Raw genomic sequence first — 20577 nt, forward strand, 5'->3', positions numbered from 1 at the left:
CCTGCCTTTCTACGGCCGCGGCTGGGCGGGTCGGTCGAGCTTGGCCTCCGGCGGCACTTCGCCGGTCACGACGATGGCGGCGGTCAGGCCCCGGCCCTCGTCGTTGCCGGCCGGCGAGCCGTACCAGTAGCAGCCGGGACCGTCCAGTTCGATGGTCGCGCTGCCCTTCGAGTGGTTCAGCAGGCCGATGAACTGCTTGTCCCCGTTGCTGGGCAGCAGGCAGGCGTGGGTGTTCTTGTCGTCGTTGATGATCGTCAGCTCGAGGACGCCGGAGTGCGGCATGATCAGCACCCCCGGCTCCCACGCCATCGCGTCCTCCCGGATCCGGATGGTCGCTTCCATCGTCCCGTCGGCCCGCTCGGTCGCCTTGTCGATCGTGCCGGACCCGAGCACGGCACCGATGGTCGCCTTGTTCTGTCCGCGCAGTTCGGCCAGGAGATCTTCTCGTTCCTGGGTAGTCGTCATCGGACCTCGCCTCCAGGTGCTGGTTCGCACTCTTGTTGTCCTGCAACGAGTTCGGACTCTACCGCCGAGGGCGCCGGCACGATATCCGTTGCCACAGAACAGCCGGGGCCCACCGTTCGCCCGCCGAGAGGTACCGTTCACCGCAGGTCGAACCGGTCGAGTTCCATCACCTTCACCCACGCCGCGACGAAGTCCCGGACGAACTTCCCGCCCGCGTCGTCACTCGCGTAGACCTCCGAAAGCGCTCTCAGTTCGGAGTGCGAGCCGAAGAGGAGGTCGACCCGGCTCGCGGTCCACTTCACCTCCCCGGTGCCCCGGTCGCGGCCCTCGTAGATCGCGCTCCACCTGTCCCCGCCCCGCTTCGGTGTCCACACCGTCGCCATGTCCAGCAGGGTGACGAAGAAGTCGTTCGTCAACGACCCCGGCGTCGAAGTCAGCACGCCCACCGGAGAACGCCGGTGGGTGACGCCGAGCACCCGCAGCCCGCCGAGCAGCACCGTCATCTCGGGCGCGCTCAAGGTCAGCAGGTTCGCCCGGTCGACCAGCAGGTGCTCCGGTGGCAGCCGGAAGCCGTCGCGCAGGTGGTTCCGGAAGCCGTCCGCCCAGGGTTGCAACGCGCCGAACGACTCGACGTCGGTCCATTCCTGCGTCGCGTCGGTGCGCCCGGGGCGGAACGGGACGTCGGCCTCGTGGCCACCGGCCGCGGCGGCCTGCTCCACCGCGGCACACCCGCCGAGCACGATCAGGTCGGCCATCGAGATCCGCTTGTCCCCCGGCTGGGCGGCGTTGAACCGCTCCTGGATCGTCTCCAGCGCGGGCAGGACGACGTTCAGCTGCGCGGGCTCGTTGACCGGCCAGCCGCGCTGCGGTTCGAGCCGGATCCGCGCGCCGTTCGCCCCGCCGCGTTTGTCGCTGTCGCGGTAGGTCGAAGCCGACGCCCACGCCGTCGCCACGAGCTGCGTGATGGTCAGGCCGGAGCCGAGGATCTCGCGTTTGAGGGCGGCGACGTCGCCGGCGTCCACCAGCGCGTGGTCCACGGCCGGCACCGGGTCCTGCCAGATCAGCCGTTCGGCCGGGACGAGCGCCCCCAGGTACCGCCGGCGCGGGCCCAGGTCGAGGTGGGTCAGCTTGAACCAGGCCCGCGCGAACGCGTCCTCGAACTGGTCCGGGTGTTCCAGGAACCGCCGCGAAATCGCCGCGTAGACCGGGTCCTCCTGCAACGAGAGGTCCGTGGTGAGCATGACCGGGTGGTGTTTCACGTCCGGGTCGAAGGGGTCCGGCACGGTGCCCTCGCCACCGCCGTCGGCCGGGATCCACTGCCACAGGCCGGCCGGGCTGAGCTCGACGTCCCACTGGTACTCGAAGAGCGTCTCGAAGAACGTGTGGTCCCATCGGGCGGGCGTGCGCGTCCACATCCCCTCCAGCCCGCTGGTGACCGTGTCCGCGGCGATGCCGCTGCCGTACCGGCCGGTCCAGCCCAGGCCCTGCGCGGTGAGCGGCGCGGCCTCGGGTTCGGGCCCGCACGTCACCGGGTCCGCGGGGCCGTGGGTCTTGCCGAAGGTGTGCCCGCCGGCGATGAGCGCCACCGTCTCCTCGTCGCCCAGCCCCATCCGCTTGAAGGTCTCCCGGATGTCGCGGGCGGCGAGCCGCGGGTCGGGATTGGTGGCCGGGCCCTGCGGGTCGACGTAGATCAGCCCCATCTCGGTGGCGGCCAGCGGCTCGTCGAGCTCGCGCAGGCCGCTGTAGCGCTCTTCGGCCAGCCACTTGCGTTCCGGGCCCCAGTACGTCTCGTCGGGCCCCCACACCTCGGCCCGGCCGCCGCCGAACCCGAAGGTCCGGAAGCCCATGGACTCCAGCGCCCGGTTGCCCGCGAAGACCATCAGGTCGGCCCAGGAGATCCGGCGGCCGTACTTCTTCTTGACCGGCCACAGCAACCGGCGCGCCTTGTCGAGGTTGCGGTTGTCCGGCCAGCTGTTCAGCGGGGCGAAGCGTTGCATACCGGCAGCGGCACCACCTCGGCCGTCGCTGACGCGGTAGGTGCCCGCGGCGTGCCAGGCCATGCGCAGCACGAGCGGGCCGTAGTGCCCGAATTCGGCGGGCCACCAGTCCTGGGACGTCGTCAGCACTTCGTCGACGTCCCGCGCCAGTTCGCCGAGATCCACGGTCGCGAATTCCGCGGCGTAGTCGAAGTCCGCGGGCCGGCGCCGGTGCAGGGCCGTCAGGTCGACCCGGTGCGGCCACCAGTCGTTGGCGTCGCCGCTCGCCACCGGCGGGTTCCGCCGCCGCGGCTGCCGGGTCTCGTCCAGGACCTTGTCGTAGGTGCGGTAGACGTGGGTATCGGGATTCTCGGGCATCCGGTGTCACCGACGGTTCAGCCGAAGGCCAGCGGCAGCAGGATCGCCGCGCCGACCAGCGAGATCCCGCTGAACAGGTCGGACCGGACCCGGACGACCCTGGCCGCCAGCCGCCCCACGTACAGGCCGGCGAACGACATGACCACGGTCATGGCCCCGAAGACCAGCATCGGGACCACGAGGGAGAACCCGGCGATGCCCAGGCCCGCTCCGGCGATGAAGTTGTCGACGGTCAGCGAAAGCGGCATCCCGAAGAGCGTCACCCACGGGTGGTCCATGTCTTCCGGCTCCGGGTGCCGGATCGCCCCGACGATGAAGTACACCCCGTACAACCCGAGCGCGGCCGCCCCGATGTACTCGGCCCAGTCACCGAGGAAGTCGCCCAGGAAGTGACCGAGGAATCCGCCCAGCAACGGCCCCACCGCGTCCCACACGCCGAAGACGAGGGCCACCTGCAGAGCACGCCGCCAGCCGAACGGGATGGTGCCGATGGCGATCGACGAGCGGAAGTTGTCGAGACTGAGCCCGAAGGCAAGAGCGATCAGCGGAAGGAATTCGAGCGTCACCGGAACCACCTCGGGAGAAGGACCAGGGTGGCGGAAGGCCCCGGTCGGATTCCGGGAGCCGGGGCCTTACGCCGACACGGGGACTCTGCTGTCAGCCCCGGTAGAAGTAGCCGGTGACCTCAGCGCACACCTCGACGATCGTGTACTCCGGAGTTTCCCATTCCATGTCTTCCTCCTCTTCCGCGGACATCGAAGAGCATCTGGGATTCGACGGAGGCGCTACAACCGATCTTGGACCAGTGGTCGGCAACCGGTGCCGAACGGCGCCCCAGAACCCACGAATGGGACTACCGCTCGCGCGCCGGAACCGTCGGCCGGCGGTGGACGAGCTGCCCGCCGGAGTCCTCCTGGTTGGCCCGCAGCACGGCGTCCTGCACCAGGTGGTGGTCCGGCGAGTGCCGGCACACCGGGTCGGTGCGTGCCGCGTCGCCGGTCAACGCGAAGGCCTGGCACCGGCAGCCGCCGAAATCCAGCTCTTTGCGCGGGCAGCTCCGGCACGGGTCGGGCATCCAGTCCGTGCCCCGGAACGCCTCGAACGCGGTGGACTTCGCCCAGATCCACGCGAGATCGTGGTCGCGCACCGAGGGGAACTCCAGCGTCGTGATCCCGGCGGCCACCGGACAGGGGTAGGCCACGCCGTCCGGGGCGACGGTCAGCGCCGTGCGCGCCCAGCCCCCCATGCACGGCTTGGGGTAGGTCTCGTAGTAGTCCGGGAGGATCCAGAGCAGCTCCAGCTGCTCCGCCAGCTCGGCCTTCCGGCGTGCGTAGACGCCGACCGCCTCGTCCAGCTGGGCCTTGCTCGGCATCAGCGGTTCGCGGTTGCGCAGCGCCCAGCCGTAGTACTGGGTGTTGGCGAGCTCCAGCCGCTCGGCGCCCCACTTCACGCAGACGTCGATGATCGCGTCCAGCCGGCCCAGGTTCAGCCGGTGCAGGACGACGTTCATGTTCAGCGGCAGCCCGGCGTCGCGGATGACGCGCGCGGCCGCTTCCTTCTTGTCGAAGCGTTTGCTCGCCGCGATCAGATCCGTCGCTTCGGCGGCGTCGCCCTGGATGCTCAGCTGGGCGCTGTTGAGCCCCGCCGCGACGAGCGATTCCGCGCGGCGCTCGGTGAGCCCGAGGCCGCTGGTGATCAGGTTCGTGTACAGGCCGAGGCGGCGGCACTCGGCGACCAGCGTCTCCAGATCGCCGCGGACGAGCGGTTCCCCGCCCGAAAAGTGGACCTGCAGGACACCCAGCTCGGCCGCTTCGCCGAGCACCCGCAGCCAGTGCCCGGTGGTGAGCTCGTCCTGCCTGTCGAGCAGTGCCAAGGGGTTCGAGCAGTAGACGCAGTGCAGCGGGCACCGGTGGGTGACCTCGGCCAGCAGGCCGTAGGGCGGCGGCGGCCCGGTCATGTGACCACCACCCAGCCGCGTCCGCTGGCGTCCTGGAGGAACGCCATGACGTCGCCTGCGAGGTCGGTCGCCTCGAAGTCGTGCTCGAGCCTCTCGACCAGCTGCCGCACCGTCCGGCTGCCGTCGCAGAGTCCCAGGATCGCCGCCCCGGACTTGTTCAGGAGCACCACCCTCTCGGGCAGCAGGAGCAGCTCCACGTCCCGGACGCTGTCGTGCTTGAGCATCGCCTTGGTGGCCAGCCGTGGCGTGGCCGTCAGATCGTCGACGTCCATCACGAACTCTTGCCGTAGGCGAGCTGCACGGCGTCGAGCAGGCTCCAGAGGACGTCGCACTTGAACTCCAGCGCCCGGGCGCAGGCGTCCTGCTGCTCCCGGGTTTTCGCGTGGCCGAGCACCAGGTCGAGCAGGTGCGCGATGTCCTTCGGCTGCTGGGTGAGCCGGGCCCGGAAGTAGTCCAGGCCTTCCGGCGCGATCCACGGGTAGTGGTGCTCGACGTCGGTGATCCGGCGGCTGAGCAGATCCGGCGCGAACAGCTCGGTCAGCGCGGACGCCACGGATTCCAGCCACGGCCGCCGGCGGCAGAAGTCCACGTAGGCGTCCACGGCGAAGCGCACGCCGGGCAGCACCGTGTCGTTGTCGAACAGCTGCTCGCGGGTCAACCCGACGGCTTCGCCCAGGCGTACCCACTTCTCGAGGCCGCCCTCGTCCCCGGTGCGCCCGTCGTGGTCGATGATGCGCCGGATCCACCGGCGCCGGTCTTCCCGGCCGGGGAGCTTGGTCAGGATGAACGCGTCCTTCACCGGCAGGTTCACCTGGTAGTAGAAACGATTCCGCACCCACCCCCGGAATTCCTCTTCGGTCAGCGAGCCCGCGTGCATGCGTTCGTTGAACGGGTGCAGGTGGTGGTACCGCTTCTCCCCGATCGACCGCAGCCGCGCTTCGAACTCCTCCGTCCCTTCCGAGGACCAGGCGTTCACACTTCCACCTCCAAGCCGGCTCGGCCGACCTCGATGCCCAGGTCCGTCAGCCGGCGCCGCTCCGGGGACTCGTCGTCGAGAATCGGGTTGGTGTTGTTGATGTGCGTGTAGATCTTCCGGGTCGCGGGCAGCGCGGCCAGCGCGCGAGCGGAGCCGTCGGCCCCGCCGACGGGCAGGTGCCCCATCGAGCGCCCGGTCCGGTTCCCCGCGCCCTGGCCGGACATTTCGTCGTCCGTCCAAAATGTACCGTCCAGGAAGACGCAGTCGGCCGACACGACCTGCTCGGCGAACGCCGCGTCCCACCGGGGCAGCGTCGGCGCGTACACCACGGTTCCGCCCGTCACCCGGTCTTCCAGGCGGAAGCCCACCTCCCACTCGGCCGACTCGCAGGGACGCCCGACATAACGAGGCGCTTTGGACCCGGTCGGGAAGGCGGTCACGCGCAACCGGTCGTCCAGGTCCAGGGGCAGGCCGGTTTCGAGGCGGGACCAGGAGAGGTCCGCGTAGTCGCTCAGCAGGTCCCGGACCGGGAAGGACGAGGTCAGCGCTTCGAGCACGGGCGAAGTCCCGTACACCGTCAGCGCCGACCCTTCACGCAGCACCAGCAGGCCGATCGTGTGATCGAACTCCGCGTCCGTCAGGAGCACCCCGGCCACCGGCGTTTCCCGGACTTCCGGACCCGGGTGCAGCGCGGGATCCGCCGCGATCTGGTGGTGGACGTCCGGGGTCGCGTTCAGCAGGAACCACCGCTCACCGGTTCCGGAGACGGCGATCCCGGCGTGGGTCGTCGCGACCTCGGGCTTGGCACGGGCCTTCCGGCAGCCGGCGCACGCGCAGTTCCACTGCGGATAGCCGCCGCCGGCCGCGACTCCGAGACAGTGAACGAACATGTCCCTCCCGAGCTCGGCTTTCTCCCGCAACCTTCATCGCCCCGCGCCGGACCTGGCAACCGATCACGCACGACCGGTGCCGGATCACGGACGAACGGCGACCGTCCCCTCACGAGCGGGCCGCGCCGGCCGCTCAGCCCGTCGAGGTCCGGATTCCGGCCAGGCGGGCCGCGGCGGCGAAACCGTCGTCGGTGCCGGGCCAGTGGGCGCGCACGGCGTCGAGCCCCGCCCGGCGGACGACGCCGCGCAGGACGGCCACGACGATGATGGCGTCGTCGGCGTGGCCGAGCACCGGGATGAAGTCGGGGATCAGGTCGACGGGCATGGCGAGGTAGACCAGCAGGAGGCCGAGCCGGATCCGGACGCCGCGGGGCAGCGTGGGGTCCGCGGCCAGGCGCCGGATGAGCCGCAGCACGTCGGGCAGCAGCCGCAGGGCCTCGCGCAGGAGCCCGCCCCGCGGCCGGACGAGGACGAGCGCGACGATCAGCGCGAGCCAGGCCAGCACGAGCGCGAGGGCGACGCCGATCAGCAGGTCCCCCCAGACCGAGCCGGTCACGGTCGGTCGGCGGCGCGGAGCCGGGGTGCCGGCTGGGCGGGGGCTTCGGACTGGAGGGCGGCTTCTTCGAAGTCGGCGAGTGCGGCAGCGGCCTCGTCGACGGCGTTGCGGGCGTCCTGGCCACCCGGTGCGGCGAAGTGGTCGCGGGCGGCGATCTTGTCCAGCCAGCTCCGGAACCGCTGCAGGTCGGCCTCGGACTCCTCGACTTCGGCGTAGGTGAGGTTGCCACGGGCCCGTTCGTCGGCGAGTTCCCGGCGCAGCGCGGGGAGCCGCTCGAGGACTTCGCCGTACTCGACGTCGCGGGCGGCGTCGAACTCCGCGATCACGGCCTCTTCCTCGGCCGGCTCGGTGAAGGTCATCGACAGCACCCGCGCGGTGCCGCCCTGGTGGCGAACCCGGTCGGCCAGGCCACGGATCTCCCGCACCACCTCGGGGCGGGCGGGCAGCAGGCACACCGACTGCTGCAGGTAGAGCGCGCCGAGGGACCGGAGCTTGCGCCAGACCTGCACGCGCAGCGAGTCGGGCGCGCCGGCGGTCGACACGCTGATCAGCAACCAGCCCCGGTCACGGGGTTCGACACCCATCCTGCGGATGTTACGCCCGTAACACCAGTACCCCCACCAGGATTCGAACCTGGACTGGACGCGTTCTGAGCGCGTTGCCTCTTCCGTTGGGCTACAGGGGCGTGCTTGCGTACCCGATCAGGGAGTCGAACCCTGTCCTCCGCGGTGAAAACGCGGCGGCCTGCCGTCAGCCGCATCGGGCTTGGTCCGGCACCCACGAGGGGGCCGGCGGAGCGGTCGGAGGGCATCGAACCCTCTGCTTCGGTTCGGAGGACCGACGTGTCCGCCGAGTTCACCACGACCGCGGATCACCTGCGCACCGGCGGGAGGTATCGAACCCCCTGGATACGGTTTTGGAGGCCGTTCCGCTGCCTCAGCTCGCCGACAAGGAATTGTTTTCCGGTGCACGAAAACGAGAAGCCGCCCGGATCGGTTTCCCGATGGGCGGCTCCCGTGTCCCGACGAGTGCACGTCAGGGCGGGGAGCCCGGACCGCCCAGAAGGCGTTCCTGCCACAGGCAAGCGAGCAGCCAGGACCGATGCGTCGCGGCGTGCTGCCGCGTGCCGCGTTCCCGCATGCTCGCCATGACCACTCCTCGAGTTCGTGTTCCAGAACTATGACCCGGCCCCGCCGGGGCGTCAATCGGTTATTCCGGCGCGGAATGCGCGCGGTTATCCGGCGGCGTCCCGGAGCCCGGCGGCGAGCAGTTCCCGCAACGCGTCGGACAACGACGCGAACATCGGGACACCCGCGGCCAGGCCCGTGATGCGGAACAGCCGCGCGAGCGTCCGGCCGCTCGCCACCAGCCCGAAATGCCGCCCTTCGGCGCCGGCCTGTTCGGCGGCCGCCGCCAGCGCGCGGGCGCCGGCGAGGCCGACGAACGCGATCTGGCTGAGATCCACCAGCGTCGTGCCCGGCGGGGTGTCCCGCAGCTCGCGCTCGAGGATCGGGACGGTCAAGGCGTCGATCTCGCCGGCGAACGTCAGGATCGACAGGCCGGGTCGGTACTCCGTCCGGCGCGCCGCGAGGGGGCGGGCGCCCGGGACGGGGATCGGTAGCTGAGGGGACACGGGTTCGGCAGGCCTTCCGCGCCGGCGGGCCGGCGTCGCGGGGAGCTGATCAAGGACGGGATCTTGATACCCAAACCTCGGGCGGGGAAACGCGCTATCCGGGTGGGATCGGTCGCTCTATGCTGCACATCGTGACCGCCGGTAGCTGGACCTGGGATCCGTCGCTGTATTCCGGCAGCGCCGCGTACTACGCGCGCGGCCGCGCCGCTTATCCGGACGCCCTCGCGGAGGCGTTCACGACCGAACTGGGGCTGGACGGCTCGGGCCGCCTGCTCGACGTCGGCTGCGGGCCCGGCTCGCTGACCTTGCTCCTGACCGGCAGGTTCGAGGAGTCCGTCGGCCTCGACGCCGACCCGGACATGCTCGCCGAGGCGGCCCGGCTCGCGGCGGACGCGGGAATCGGCAACTGCCGGTGGCTGCACCGGCGCGCGGAGGAGCTGCCGGCGGGCCTGGGCGAATTCCGGCTGGTCACCTTCGCCCAGTCGTTCCACTGGCTGGACCGCCCGAAGGTCGCGGCGGCCGTGCGCGGCATGCTGGCCGCCGGGGGTGCCTGCGCCCACGTCCACGCCGCGACGCACCAGGGCGTCGATCCCGGCGACCTGGCGCCGCCGCACGACGCGATCGCGGACCTGGTGCGGCGGTACCTCGGCCCGGTCCGGCGTGCGGGCCAGGGCGTGCTGCCCGACGGCACGGCCTCGGGTGAGACGGAGATCTACCGGGCGGCCGGCTTCCGCGGCCCGCGGCGGTTCGAGGTCCCGGGCCGGGTCGTCACCAGGACCGCCGACGACGTCGTCGCCGCGGTCTTCTCGCTGTCCAGCTCGGCGCCGCACCTGTTCGGTGACCGGCGCGACGCGTTCGAGGCCGAGCTGCGAGAACTGCTGCGCGAAGCGAGCCCGGCCGGGACGTTCAGCGAGCGGCTGCAGGAGATCGCCGTCGACCTCTGGCGGCCTTGAGCCGTTCGGAGCAAGGCATGCGGCCAGATCGCCGGACACATCCCCGGTCGGCTCTGGACAGCCGTCGAACGCCTGTGCTCTGATCACCACCACCTGATTTACAACGTTGTAAGCGGTCCGGGGAACGGAGCAGCCCGTTGGCATCGAACGGTTGGCGTAGGTCTTGCGCGGTCGTCGCGGTCCTGAGCACGGTGGCGGCGTTGACGGTGGCGGGATCGGGTCCCGCGGCCGGCACCTCCCGGCCGCGGACGGTGTCCGCGGGCGACGCGCGGTTCCAGGTGCTCTCACCGACCCTGATCCGGACCGAGTACGCCGCCGACGGCAAGTTCCTCGACCGCCCCACCTTCACCGCGATCGGCCGCGACGCGTTCGCGCCGACGTCGTTCAGCTCCACCACCTCGGGCGGCTGGCTGACGATCCGGACGAGCGCGGTCACCCTGCGGTACCAGCTGGGTTCGGGCCCGTTCACCGCGCAAAACCTCGTCGTGCAGGAGAACGCCGGCCCGGCGCCGGTGACCTCGACGCCGTGGCAGCGCCTCACGTGCGCCGTCGGCGCCCTGTGCGAGGCCGAAGATCTCCCGTACAGCGGGCTGGCCGTCGCCTCGGACCACACCGGGTACACCGGCGGCGGTTTTGTGGCCGGGTTCGAAGGCACCGGCAACTCGCTGTCCGCCGAGGTGGACGTCGCCACGGCCGGCGCGTACCGCTTCGACGCCCGGTACGCCAACGCCGTCGCCGGGGACGGCCAGCACGTCACGCGGACCCTGTCCCTGTCGGTCGACGGCGGTACGGGCCGGACCGTTTCCCTGCCGGTGACCGCGGACTGGGACACGTGGAGCGTGGCGTCCGTCCCGCTGCAGCTGGCCGCGGGCCGGCACACGGTCACCCTGACGCGCACGGCCGCGGATTCGGGCAACGTCAACGTCGACAGCGTCGCGCTCCTGGCTCCGGACGCGAGTTACCCGCCGTCCTCGGCGAAGGCGATGCCGGACTGCCGTTTCGGGGTCGACTGCGAGGCGGAGACCGCGCGCACCGCGGGTTCGGCGAAGCTCGCGACCGACCACGCCGGGTACGCCGGCCAGGGCTTCCTCGCCGAGCTGAACCAGGGCTCGAGCCTGACTCAGCGGGTGGTCGCCGTGCCCGCCGACGGCACGTACTCCCTCCAGGTCCGCTACGCCAACGGCGTCGGCGGCGACGGCCTGCACCAGACGCGCACGGCGACGGCCTCGGCCGGCGGCGCCACGCAGGTGCTTTCCCTGCCCGCCACGGACAACTGGGACACCTGGGGCACCGCGTCCGTCCCGATCGCGCTCAAAGCCGGCACGAACGACGTCACCCTCGGCTGTCCCGACCCCGCCAGCTGTCACGTCAACCTCGACACCCTCGCGGTGACGCCCGCCGGCGCGCCCGCCCCGGCGCCGCACCTCGCGCTCGGTGGCTACCGCCGCGGCCTCGACGGTGTGAACGGCGACAACGGCGACCCGAAAACGGTCCCCGGCCTGCTCTACCGCGACGGCTGGTACCTCCTCGACGACACCGTCTCGGCGGTCTACGACCAGCGGGCCGGCAAGCCCACTCCGCGCGGTGACCACGGCGGGAAGCCGTACCGCGACGGCTACGTCTTCGGGTACGGGCACGACTACAAGCGGGCGCTGAACGACCTGGCCACCCTCACCGGGCCGCCGGAGCTGCTCCCCCGCTGGGCCTACGGCGTCTGGTACTCGGAGTACATCGACCGCACCGCGGCGGACTACGAGAACACCATCCTGCCGCGGTTCCGCGCGGAGGGCGTCCCGCTGGACGTCCTGGTCACCGACACCGACTTCAAGGCGCCCGACACCTGGAACGGCTGGGAGATCGACCCCGCGAAGTTCCCCGACCCGAAGGCGTTCTTCGACTGGTCGGCCTCGCAGGGCCTGCACAACACGTTCAACACGCACCCGAGCATCCGCAGCACCGACCCGCAGTTCGCGCAGGCGCAGGCGACGGCCAAGGGCAAGCTCACGAAGTCGGCCAACTGCGGGTCCGGCGGAGGCGGTGGCGACTGCTACACCTTCGACTGGGGCGACCCGAACCAGCTGAAGGCCTACCTGGACCTGCACCGGACGATGGACCGCCAGGGTGTGGACTTCTGGTGGCTGGACTGGTGCTGCGACGGCTCGCAGTCCTCTTTGGACGGTGTGACACCGGACGCGTGGATCAACCAGCAGTACGCCGACGACGCGGACCGGGCGATCGGCCGGGGCTTCGTCATCTCCCGCGCCTACGGCTCGCTGCAGTCGGGCGGCTACGGCAACCCGGCCGCCGTGCCGACCGGCCCGTGGGCCGACAAGCGCTCGGCGATCCACTTCACCGGCGACACGTCGTCCACCTGGGGCACCCTGCGGATGGAGGTCGGGTACACCCCCGGCGAGGCCGCGGCAACCGGGATGTCCGCGGTCAGCCACGACATCGGCGGGCACAACGACACCACCGGCCTGCCCGGCTCCGAGACCTACGACGGCGGGCGCACCAAGAAGCTGCCGGACGACCTGTACGCCCGCTGGGTGCAGCTCGGCACGTTCCAGCCGATCGATCGCCTGCACAGCAACCACAGCGACCGGCTGCCCTGGCAGTACGGACCCGAGGCGAAGGCGTCGGCGACGAAGTTCCTCAACCTCCGCGAGAACCTCGTGCCCTACACCTACACGCTCGCCCAGCAGGCGGCCACGACCGGCGTCCCGGTGACGCGGCCGCTCTACCTCGACTACCCCGAGGAGCCGGACGCGTACCGGCTGGCCGGCAGCGAATACCTGTACGGGCCGGACATGCTGGTCGCGCCGGTCACCACGCCGGGCACGACGGCGACCACGAACGTCTGGTTCCCGCCGGGTCAGTGGACGGACTACTTCACCGGCCGGACCTACGCCGGCGGCACGACCCAGGCGATCACCACCGACCTGAGCACGATGCCGGTGTTCGTCAAGGCCGGCGGCATGGTGCCCAGCCGGACCAAGAACGTCACCGACGACGTCCGCAACCCGCTCGACGCGCTGACGCTCACCGTCGCCGAGGGTGCGTCGAGCACCTTCACGCTCTACGACGACAACGGCAGCAGCGGCCGGAGCGCGTCCACGAAGGTCCGCTACACCGCGGGCAACCACACCGTGCGAATCGACCCGTCAGATGGCTCTTTCCCCGGCCAGGTACGAGATCGCCGGTGGACGGTCACGTTCCTCGGGGCCACCGCGCCCAAGGTGGTCACCGTCGGCGGTGACCGGCTGCCGGCCAACGCGTACCGGTGGGACGCCGCGACGCACGCCCTGACCGTCACGCTTCCCGCGCGGAGCGTCCACGCGCCGGTGACCCTCGCCTACCGCTGAGGTTCGATCACCAGCCGGGTGATGCGGCGGGTCTCGTCGAGGGTGAACCGGTACTCCAGGTCGACGAGCCCGCCGGGGAAGTTCCCTTCGACGCGGCAGGTGACCAGCGCCTCGGTGTCCGATGTGGACCGGGCCGACAGCGGCGTCGTGGTGAAGGTGTAGCCGCCGGCCGGGCGGTCCAGCCAGGCGCGGATGGCGGTGACGCCGTCGTGGCCGTGGCCGTCGTCGGTGACGTGGGCGTCATCGGCGAACGCGACGATGGCGGCGGTGCGGTCACCGGCGATCGTCAGGGCCAAGTAGGCGCGGACGGCGTCCGGGCTGTTCGCGAGCACGATGTTCTCCTTTTCTAGACGAGGCCGGGGAAGTCGGCACCCCGGGACGCGGTCTCGTCCGCGCGGACGGCGTCGAGGGTGCACTGGAGTTTCGCGGTGACCTTGTCGAAGGCCGGGCCGCCGAGGACGAGCCGGTGCGGCGGGTCCGGCCGTTCCATGGCCGCCAGCACCGCGCGCACGCCCCGTGCGGGATCGCCCGGCTGACGGCCGTCCTGCTCGACGAACGCGGCGCGCACGGCGACGAGCAGCGGCTCGTAGGCGTCGACGGTCTCGCGGACCGCTTCGCCGGAGAAGCCGGCGTAGGCGTGCGTCCGGAACGCCCCGGGCTCGACCAGGAGAACCTTGATCCCGAACGGCTCGACCTCCTGGCGCAGCGCGTCGGACAGGCCTTCGACCGCGGACTTCGCCGCGCTGTAGTAACCGAAGCCCGGGACGGCGTCGAGCCCTGCGGCCGACGACATCGTGACGACCCAGCCGGAGCCGCGGGCGCGCATGCCCGGCAGCACCGCGCGCAGCACGGTCACCACGGAGAAGAAGTTCAGCTCGAACGAGCTCCGCACGACGTCGTCGGTGGTGCCCTCGACCGAGCCGTACCAGCCGCGGCCGGCGTTGTTGACCAGCACGTCGATCTCGCCGAAGTGCGCTCGTGCCTCGGCGACGGCCCGCCGGACCTCGTCCGGTTCGGTGACGTCGAGCCGCACCGCGTGGGCGCGGTCGCCGTGCTCCGCCACCCATTCCTTCAGCTCCTCGGGACGCCGGGCCGTCAGGACGACCCGGTCGCCCGCCGCGAGTGCGGCTTCGGCGTATGCCATGCCGAACCCGCCCGGCGTGCCGCCGGTGATGAACCAGTTCCGCACGTACCCACCTCCACTACAGACGCTATAGGGCTGAATATAGCACCTGTAGCTTCACGGTCGGGACGTCAGCTCACAGGATGAATCCCGTCGGGAACGGGTCGGCCGGATCGAGCAGGTAGGTCGCGGTGCCGGTGATCCACGCGCGGCCCGAGAACTCCGGCACCACCGCGGGCACACCGCCGACCGTGGTCTCGGCGACCAGTTCGCCGGTGAACGTCGTGCCGATGAACGAGCTGTTCTCGAACGGCGTGTGCAGCGGCAGCTCGCCGCGGGCGTGCAGCTGCGCCATCCGCGCCGACGTACCGGTGCCACACGGCGACCGGTCGAACCAGCCTGGGTGGATGGCCATGGCGTTGCGCGAGGCCCGGGCGTCGGAGCCCGGGGCGAGGAACTGGACGTGCTTGCAGCCGCCGATCAGCGGGTCGGCCGGGTGCTTCGGCGGCCGCTGCTCGTTGATCGCGCCCATGATGGACAGCCCGGCGTTCAGGATCCGGTCCTTCTCCCGGCGTTCGAACGGGATGTCCAGTGTGGACAGTTCGAGGATGGCGTAGAAGTTCCCGCCGTAGGCCAGGTCGTAGCGCACCTCCCCCAGACCGGGCACGTCGACGACGGCGTCGCGCTCGGCCAGGAACGACGGCACGTTGCGGAGTTTGACACGCTCGGCGCGGCCGTCGCGCACGGTGACCTCGGCGTGCACCAGCCCGGCGGGGGTGTCGAGGCGCACGAGCGTCGTCGGCTCGGTGACCTCGACCATGCCCGTCTCGACCAGCACGGTGGCGACGCCGATCGTGCCGTGGCCGCACATCGGCAGGCAGCCGGACACCTCGATGTACACGACACCCCAGTCGGCGTCCGGGTGACACGGCGGCTGCAGGATCGCCCCGCTCATCGCGGAATGGCCACGCGGCTCGTTCATCAGGAACAGCCGCAAGTCGTCCAGGTGCGCCAGGAAGTACCGGCGGCGTTCGGCCATCGTGTCGCCCGGGATGACGGCGACCCCGCCGGTCACCACCCGCGTCGGCATGCCCTCGGTGTGCGAGTCGACGGCGGTGATCGCGCGTGAGGACCGCATCACGCCACGCCCAGCGCGGTCAGCGCGCGGTGCATGTCTTCCCGGACCTGCTCGCGGTTCCCGTCGGTGAGCGGGCCGCGCGGCGGCCGGCACGGGCCGCCGTACCGGCCGACCAGGTCCATGCCCAGCTTGATGGCCTGGACGAACTCGGTGCGCGAGTCCCAGCGGAACGCGGCGACCAGCGGCTCGTAAAGCGCTTTCGCCTCGGCGAGCTTGCCGGCGGTCGCGAGGTCGAACAGGCGCGCCGACTCGGCCGGGAAGACGTTCGGGAACCCGGCGAACCAGCCGGTGGCGCCCATCAGCAGGCTCTCCAGCACGACGTCGTCGGCGCCGCTGACCACAGCCAGCTCCGGGGCGCGTTCGCGGATCTCCAGCACGCGCCGGACGTCACCGGAGAACTCCTTGACCGCCACGACGTTGTCGATCTGCGCGATCTCGGCGAGCAGATCGGGCGTGAGGTCCACTTTGGTGTCGAAGGGGTTGTTGTAGACCATGACGGGCAGCCCGACCGACGCGACGGCCGCGAAGTGGGCGATGACTTCGCCGCGGTTGGCGCGGTAGAGCGTGGGCGGCAGGCACAACACACCGTCGGCCCCGTCCTCGGCGGCGGCTTCGGCCCACTGCTTGGCCTGGTGCGCGCCGGGTCCGTGCACGCCGACGACCACGACGCCGTCGTCGCCGACGGCCTCGATCGCGGTGCGGGCGACGCGGCGGCGTTCGACGTCGGTGAGCGAGGAGTACTCGCCGAGGGACCCGTTCGGCCCGACACCACGGCAGCCGTTGGCGACAAGCCAGCGGCAGTGCTCGGCATAGGCGTCGTAGTCGACGGCGAGGCCGGCGGGGGCCGCGTCGTCGGGGCGGTAGGGCAGCGCGGTGGCGACGATGACGCCACCGAGGTCACGGGTGCTCATGGGACTCCTCGGGTTCGGGTTCGGGCTCGGGTTCGGGCTCGGCGAGTTCGCCGAGCCGGATCGGCTGGGCGATCGGACGGTGGTGGCGTTCGGTCCCGCCGCAGAGTTCGGCGACGGCCGGGCCGCACATCCGGCCCTGACACGGTCCGAGCCCGGCGCGGGTGCCGAGTTTCAGGGCCCGCGAACCGGCCTGGACCGGATCGCTCGCTGCCCGCTGCAGGTCGGCGACGGTGGTTTCCTCACAACGGCAGACGATCGTGCCGGGCCGCAGCCACCCGGACCACGCGGCCCCGACGGGATGGGCTTCGGCCAGCCGCTCGGCGAACTCGCGGGTGCGGTCCCTGGCCCGTCGCAGGCCCCGATCCGGCTCGCCCCCGGCGGCCAGCCGTCCCGCGACGGCCCCTTCCGCCGCGGCGGCGATCGCCCCGCCGATCCCGGTGATCTCCCCGGCGGCGAAGACCCCCGCGGCGGTGGTGCGCTGCTGCTGGTCGACGCGCACGAAGCCGTCGTCGAGCAGACAACCCGCAGCCACGGCGAGTTCGAGCTGTGGGACGAAACCGTGCCCGACGCAGACGGCGTCGACCGGGTAGCTCCGTTCGGTACCGGGGATGACCGACCAGTCCGGGTTCAGCCGGGCGGTCACGACCTCACGGACGCGATCGTCCCCCCGGGCTTCGATGACGGCGCGGCCCGTGCAGTACGGCACGCGATGCCGGGCGAGGGCGGCGGCGTAACGGAGGAGTTCGGCGGCTTTGGTCAGGTGCCGAGCCAATCGCCACGGCCGCCTGGACCATCCGTTGCGGACAGTCGCCGGCGGATTGGCCTCGAGGATCGCGACCACCTCGGCCCCGACGCCCAGCAGGGACTCGGCGACGGGCAGCAGGAACGGCCCGCTCCCGGCGACGAGCACCCGGCGCCCGATCGCGACGCGCTCGCCTTTGGCCAGTGCTTGCGCCGCACCGGCGGTGAAGACGCCGGGGAGGTGCCAGCCGGGGAAGGGCAGGGTCCGGTCGTGCGCGCCGGTGGCCAGGACGAGCGCATCGGGGGTGAGGACGTGCCGCTCCCGCCCGGAACCATCGACGGGACCACGAAGCACATGAACCCGAGGCGCCCGATCAGCGGCGGCGAGGTCCGCCCCGGGACGGTCGGCGGCAACGCGGTCCGCAGCTGAGCGGTCCGCAGCCAGGCGATCCACGCCGGAGCGATCCGCAGCGAAGCGATCCGCGCCGGGGCGGCCTGCGGCGGGACGGCCTGCGGCGGGACGATCCGCAGCGGGGCGGCCTGCGCCGGGACGATCCCCAGCCAGGCGATCCCCAGCCAGGCGATCCACGCCGGAGCGATCCGCAGCGGAGCGATCCGCGGCAGAGCGGTCTGCGGCAGAGCGGTCTGCGGCAGAGCGGTCTGCGGCGGGGCGGCCTGCGCCGGGACGATCCCCAGCCAGGCGATCCACGCCGGAGCGATCCGCAGCGGAGCGATCCGCGGCGGGGCGATCCGCGGCGGGGCGGCCTGCGCCGGGACGATCCACAGCCAGGCGGTCCGCAGCTGAGCGGTCCGCAGCCAGGCAGTCCACGCTGGGCCGATCCGCGGCGAAGGTACCCGCGCCGGAGTGGTCCGTGCCGGAGCGATCCACAGCCAGGCCATCCGCAGCCAGGCAATCCGCGCTGGAGCCGTCTGCAGCTGGGCTGCCTGCAGCTGGGCGATCCGCAGCCACTCGATCCACGCCGGACCGATCGGCGACGACGGGGCCCACATCGACGTGGTCCGCGCCAGCGCTGTCCACACCAGGGCGACCCCCAGCCAGGCATTCCACACCAGGCCGCCCGGCAGCGAAAGTGCCCGCGTCGGAGTGGTCCAGGGCCCAGACCGTGCTGTTCGGCCACCACGTGCACCGCGGATGCTCCAAAACCCGCCGCAGGCGGGCGAAATCGGCCCAGCCGTGGTGGATCCGCTCCGGGTTCCGGGCTTCGTACGCCTCCGGCAGCATCCGGTGGTACTGCCCACCGGGCGCGTCGGCCTGGTCCAGGACCGTGACTTCCGCGCCGGCGCGCAGCGCGTGTTCGGCTGCGGCCAGGCCCGCGGGACCGGCGCCGATGACGACCACGTGGCGGGTCATGACTTCTCCTGCCGGGTCTGGGTGCGGATCTCGTCGCCGTCGGCCGCGCGGCGGCGGCACGCGCGGACGTCCGGGACTCCGTTCACCGTCAGCACGCAGTCGAAGCACGAACCGATGCCGCAGAACACCCCGCGTGGCGCGCCGAACCGCGTGGTGCGCCACGACAACCGGCCCGACGCCAGCAGGATTCCCGCCACGGTCTGGCCCGCGATGCCCGCCACGGGCTCGCCGTCCACCGTGACGCGGATCGGCGTGTCCGTGCGGCCCACCGGGTCCGCTCCGCGCGCGAACAAGCTCATGCCAGCACCGCCGGACGGTCCACAGTGAACTCTTCCACCGGACACGACGGAGAGACTCCGGTCAGCATCTCCCGCACCAGCAACGCCGTCCCCACGCTCAGGCCGATGCCCGCTCCTTCGTGACCCGTCGCGTGCCACAGGTTCGGCAGCCGCGGATCGGGGCCCAGCACCGGCAGGTGGTCGTCCACGTACGGCCGGAACCCGCCGTACGCGCGCATCACCGCCGCGTCCGCCAGCGCCGGGAACAGGCGCAGCGCCTTGGCCGCGATCGCGCCCAGGACGTCCGGCCGGAGCGCGTCGTCGAACCCGACCTGCCGCCGGGACGAGCCGATCAGCACCGTGCCGCCCCGCGTCGACTCGACGACGGCGGACGTCTGCAGCTCACCGCTGTCGGCCCCGACCGCGCCGACGTAGTCCGCGTCGTACACCTTGTGCCGCACCACTCCCGGCATCGGCGTGGTCACCAGCACCTCGCCCCGCCGGGGCCGGACCGCGATCGGGGCGCCGAGCCGCGCGGACACGATGCCCGCCCACGGGCCCGCCGCGTTCACCACGACGTCGGCGTCGAGCACCTCGCCCGGGACGCGGACGCCGGTGATCCGGCCACCGGTCACGACCGCGCCGATCACCTCGGTGTCCGGCCGCAGCCGCGCGCCGTGCGCGAGCGCCGAGCCCAGCAGCGCCAGCGCCGCGCCGGCCGGCTGCACCTGCGCGTCCTCCGGGTAGTGGACGGCCGCGACGACCGAGCGGGTCAGCGCGGGCTCGAGCGCCGCGACTTCGGCCGCGGACAACGACTTCGTGACGACGCCTGCCGCCGACTGCGCCTCGGCGAACGCCGTGAGCGCGGTTGCTCCGGCCGGCGTGGTGGCGACGACGATGCCGCCCTTGGCGTCGAACTCCGCCGCGGCCGCGGCCCGCGGGTCCTCGGCCGCGATCGCAGCGATGACGCGCGGCCACAGCCGGCCCGACAGCTGCGCGAGCGCGAGTTCGGCGCCCGGTGCCTTGTCGGAGACGAGCACGTTGCCTTCGCCGTGCGAAGTGGTCCCGCCGGCCGGGCGCCCGCGGTCCACGACCACGACGTCGAAGCCGGCCAGGCTCAGCTCCCGGGCGCACGCGGCACCGACGACCCCGGCCCCGAGTACGACCACCCGCGTTCCGTTCATCGATCCTCCGCGTTCGTCAAACCGAACGCTAGGTTCTCGAACGGACCGTGTCAACGCCCGGTCGGCAGCACCGGGTGCGGGCGGCCGTCGAGCCGTTCGTCCGCGCGGTACTGCAGCAGCAGCACCGAGTGCACCGGCGCCGCCAGCGCGGTGTAGCAGTGCGGCTCGCGGGCGTCGAACGCGACGTAGTCGCCGGGGCCGGCGTCCACCGTCCGGCCGGCCACCTCCACACGCAGGCTGCCGGTCTGCACGATGGTGTGCTCGATCCCGACGTGCCCCTGCGACCGCTGCGGCGCGTCCCCGCGCACGACCTGGTCGTAGACCTCGAAGACGCCGTCGCCGGCGTCGATCCGCCGCAGCGGGCGCAAGTCGACGCCCTCCCCGCGCAGCACCTCGACGTCCGCCCCGCGCACCACCGTGAGCGCCCCGCCCGCGCGCTGGTCGAGCAGATCGGAGATGGCCACCTCGAGCACCCGGGACAGGCTGAACACCGTCTCGATCGTCGGGTTCCCGCCGCCCGACTCCAGCTGCGAGAGCGTGGCCTTCCCGATTCCCGACCGGCGCGACAGCTCCGACAGCGAGAGCCCGCGGGCCGTCCGGGCGGCCCGCAGGTTGACCGCCAGCATGTCCCGGATCGACGGCGTCGCGTCCTCCACCGCAGCTCCCTTTCGTTCGGCAAACCGT

The 20577-nt window shown here is 72.0% G+C and carries 21 protein-coding genes and 3 tRNA genes; 2 read left to right on the plus strand and 22 right to left on the minus strand.

Features of this window, described 5'->3' with window-relative positions; translation table 11 throughout:
* Positions 1–9: 9 nt before the first annotated feature.
* The 14 genes from OG494_RS16595 to OG494_RS16660 all read right to left on the minus strand — a co-directional run bounded on the left by OG494_RS16595 (position 10) and on the right by OG494_RS16660 (position 8831).
* Complete coding sequence (locus OG494_RS16595) at positions 10–465, minus strand: MSMEG_3727 family PQQ-associated protein (protein ID WP_328456641.1); 456 nt, start codon at positions 463–465, stop codon at positions 10–12.
* A 137-nt stretch (positions 466–602) separates the two neighbouring features.
* The gene (katG, locus tag OG494_RS16600; RefSeq protein ID WP_328456643.1) at positions 603–2819 is read right to left on the minus strand and encodes a catalase/peroxidase HPI; all 2217 of its coding nucleotides are present in this window, start codon (positions 2817–2819) and stop codon (positions 603–605) included.
* Positions 2820–2836: 17 nt separating this feature from the next.
* Positions 2837–3385, minus strand: a complete 549-nt coding sequence (locus OG494_RS16605; protein ID WP_328456645.1) for a manganese efflux pump MntP — start codon at positions 3383–3385, stop codon at positions 2837–2839.
* A gap of 91 nt (positions 3386–3476) precedes the next feature.
* A complete protein-coding gene (pqqA, locus tag OG494_RS16610) occupies positions 3477–3575 on the minus strand; it encodes a pyrroloquinoline quinone precursor peptide PqqA (protein WP_328456648.1) in 99 nt (32 codons plus the stop codon).
* A 97-nt stretch (positions 3576–3672) separates the two neighbouring features.
* Positions 3673–4776, minus strand: a complete 1104-nt coding sequence (gene pqqE / locus OG494_RS16615) for a pyrroloquinoline quinone biosynthesis protein PqqE (protein WP_328456650.1) — start codon at positions 4774–4776, stop codon at positions 3673–3675.
* On the minus strand, positions 4773–5048 hold the full coding sequence (gene pqqD / locus OG494_RS16620) for a pyrroloquinoline quinone biosynthesis peptide chaperone PqqD (RefSeq protein WP_328456652.1): 276 nt from the start codon (positions 5046–5048) through the stop codon (positions 4773–4775). Before pqqD ends, pqqE begins: the two co-directional genes overlap by 4 nt.
* Entirely contained in the window at positions 5048–5752 is a 705-nt protein-coding gene (gene pqqC / locus OG494_RS16625) for a pyrroloquinoline-quinone synthase PqqC (protein WP_328456654.1), read from the minus strand. The genes pqqD and pqqC overlap by 1 nt, the downstream gene beginning before the upstream one ends.
* Positions 5749–6642 (minus strand): pyrroloquinoline quinone biosynthesis protein PqqB, encoded by an 894-nt coding sequence (pqqB, locus tag OG494_RS16630; RefSeq protein WP_328456657.1) that lies wholly within the window; start codon positions 6640–6642, stop codon positions 5749–5751. Before pqqB ends, pqqC begins: the two co-directional genes overlap by 4 nt.
* Positions 6643–6775: 133 nt before the next feature.
* On the minus strand, positions 6776–7198 hold the full coding sequence (locus tag OG494_RS16635; RefSeq protein WP_328456659.1) for a YkvA family protein: 423 nt from the start codon (positions 7196–7198) through the stop codon (positions 6776–6778).
* Positions 7195–7782, minus strand: a complete 588-nt coding sequence (locus OG494_RS16640; protein WP_328456661.1) for a Chromate resistance protein ChrB — start codon at positions 7780–7782, stop codon at positions 7195–7197. Before OG494_RS16640 ends, OG494_RS16635 begins: the two co-directional genes overlap by 4 nt.
* Positions 7783–7810: 28 nt before the next feature.
* Positions 7811–7883 (minus strand) — tRNA-Leu (locus OG494_RS16645).
* A 9-nt stretch (positions 7884–7892) separates the two neighbouring features.
* Positions 7893–7963: transfer RNA gene (locus OG494_RS16650), tRNA-Glu, on the minus strand.
* Positions 7964–7993: 30 nt separating this feature from the next.
* Positions 7994–8066 (minus strand) — tRNA-Gly (locus OG494_RS16655).
* Positions 8067–8432: 366 nt separating this feature from the next.
* Positions 8433–8831 carry an STAS domain-containing protein gene (locus OG494_RS16660; protein ID WP_328456663.1) on the minus strand — a complete coding sequence of 133 codons (399 nt, stop codon included), beginning with the start codon at positions 8829–8831 and terminating at the stop codon, positions 8433–8435.
* A gap of 131 nt (positions 8832–8962) precedes the next feature.
* Between OG494_RS16660 and OG494_RS16665 the strand changes: the two genes are divergently transcribed.
* Both OG494_RS16665 and OG494_RS16670 read left to right on the plus strand, forming a co-directional pair.
* Positions 8963–9784, plus strand: coding sequence for a class I SAM-dependent methyltransferase (locus OG494_RS16665; protein WP_328456665.1), 822 nt, complete (start codon positions 8963–8965; stop codon positions 9782–9784).
* 137 nt (positions 9785–9921) lie between these two features.
* Positions 9922–13146, plus strand: coding sequence for a TIM-barrel domain-containing protein (locus tag OG494_RS16670; protein ID WP_328456666.1), 3225 nt, complete (start codon positions 9922–9924; stop codon positions 13144–13146).
* On the opposite strand, the gene OG494_RS16675 is transcribed toward OG494_RS16670, so the two are convergent.
* From OG494_RS16675 to OG494_RS16715, 8 genes are all read right to left on the minus strand, one after another.
* On the minus strand, positions 13137–13478 hold the full coding sequence (locus OG494_RS16675) for a nuclear transport factor 2 family protein (protein ID WP_328456668.1): 342 nt from the start codon (positions 13476–13478) through the stop codon (positions 13137–13139). The two genes, OG494_RS16670 and OG494_RS16675, sit on opposite strands and share 10 nt — an antisense overlap.
* Before the next feature lie 14 nt (positions 13479–13492).
* Positions 13493–14335 carry an SDR family NAD(P)-dependent oxidoreductase gene (locus OG494_RS16680; protein WP_328456670.1) on the minus strand — a complete coding sequence of 281 codons (843 nt, stop codon included), beginning with the start codon at positions 14333–14335 and terminating at the stop codon, positions 13493–13495.
* Positions 14336–14405: 70 nt separating this feature from the next.
* The gene (locus OG494_RS16685; RefSeq protein WP_328456672.1) at positions 14406–15407 is read right to left on the minus strand and encodes a proline racemase family protein; all 1002 of its coding nucleotides are present in this window, start codon (positions 15405–15407) and stop codon (positions 14406–14408) included.
* Positions 15407–16318 carry a dihydrodipicolinate synthase family protein gene (locus OG494_RS16690; RefSeq protein ID WP_328456674.1) on the minus strand — a complete coding sequence of 304 codons (912 nt, stop codon included), beginning with the start codon at positions 16316–16318 and terminating at the stop codon, positions 15407–15409. Before OG494_RS16690 ends, OG494_RS16685 begins: the two co-directional genes overlap by 1 nt.
* Entirely contained in the window at positions 16305–18431 is a 2127-nt protein-coding gene (locus OG494_RS48370) for an FAD-dependent oxidoreductase (protein WP_442874418.1), read from the minus strand. Before OG494_RS48370 ends, OG494_RS16690 begins: the two co-directional genes overlap by 14 nt.
* Positions 18428–18730, minus strand: coding sequence for a (2Fe-2S)-binding protein (locus OG494_RS16705; protein WP_328456676.1), 303 nt, complete (start codon positions 18728–18730; stop codon positions 18428–18430). The genes OG494_RS48370 and OG494_RS16705 overlap by 4 nt, the downstream gene beginning before the upstream one ends.
* Positions 18727–19893, minus strand: a complete 1167-nt coding sequence (locus OG494_RS16710; RefSeq protein WP_328456678.1) for an NAD(P)/FAD-dependent oxidoreductase — start codon at positions 19891–19893, stop codon at positions 18727–18729. Before OG494_RS16710 ends, OG494_RS16705 begins: the two co-directional genes overlap by 4 nt.
* Before the next feature lie 50 nt (positions 19894–19943).
* Positions 19944–20549, minus strand: coding sequence for a helix-turn-helix domain-containing protein (locus OG494_RS16715; protein ID WP_328456680.1), 606 nt, complete (start codon positions 20547–20549; stop codon positions 19944–19946).
* Between the last annotated feature and the right edge of the window lie 28 nt (positions 20550–20577).

Source organism: Amycolatopsis sp. NBC_00438, from assembly GCF_036026695.1.
GTDB lineage: Bacteria > Actinomycetota > Actinomycetes > Mycobacteriales > Pseudonocardiaceae > Amycolatopsis.

Excerpts from the sequence above, each read along its gene's own strand:
- OG494_RS16595 (WP_328456641.1), bottom strand. The coding sequence starts at position 465 with ATGACGACTACCCAGGAACGAGAAGATCTCCTGGCCGAACTGCGCGGA.
- katG (WP_328456643.1), bottom strand. The coding sequence starts at position 2,819 with ATGCCCGAGAATCCCGATACCCACGTCTACCGCACCTACGACAAGGTC.
- pqqA (WP_328456648.1), bottom strand. The coding sequence starts at position 3,575 with ATGTCCGCGGAAGAGGAGGAAGACATGGAATGGGAAACTCCGGAGTAC.
- pqqE (WP_328456650.1), bottom strand. The coding sequence starts at position 4,776 with ATGACCGGGCCGCCGCCGCCCTACGGCCTGCTGGCCGAGGTCACCCAC.
- pqqD (WP_328456652.1), bottom strand. The coding sequence starts at position 5,048 with ATGGACGTCGACGATCTGACGGCCACGCCACGGCTGGCCACCAAGGCG.
- pqqB (WP_328456657.1), bottom strand. The coding sequence starts at position 6,642 with ATGTTCGTTCACTGTCTCGGAGTCGCGGCCGGCGGCGGCTATCCGCAG.
- OG494_RS16640 (WP_328456661.1), bottom strand. The coding sequence starts at position 7,782 with ATGGGTGTCGAACCCCGTGACCGGGGCTGGTTGCTGATCAGCGTGTCG.
- OG494_RS16685 (WP_328456672.1), bottom strand. The coding sequence starts at position 15,407 with ATGCGGTCCTCACGCGCGATCACCGCCGTCGACTCGCACACCGAGGGC.
- OG494_RS16690 (WP_328456674.1), bottom strand. The coding sequence starts at position 16,318 with ATGAGCACCCGTGACCTCGGTGGCGTCATCGTCGCCACCGCGCTGCCC.
- OG494_RS48370 (WP_442874418.1), bottom strand. The coding sequence starts at position 18,431 with ATGACCCGCCACGTGGTCGTCATCGGCGCCGGTCCCGCGGGCCTGGCC.
- OG494_RS16705 (WP_328456676.1), bottom strand. The coding sequence starts at position 18,730 with ATGAGCTTGTTCGCGCGCGGAGCGGACCCGGTGGGCCGCACGGACACG.
- OG494_RS16710 (WP_328456678.1), bottom strand. The coding sequence starts at position 19,893 with ATGAACGGAACGCGGGTGGTCGTACTCGGGGCCGGGGTCGTCGGTGCC.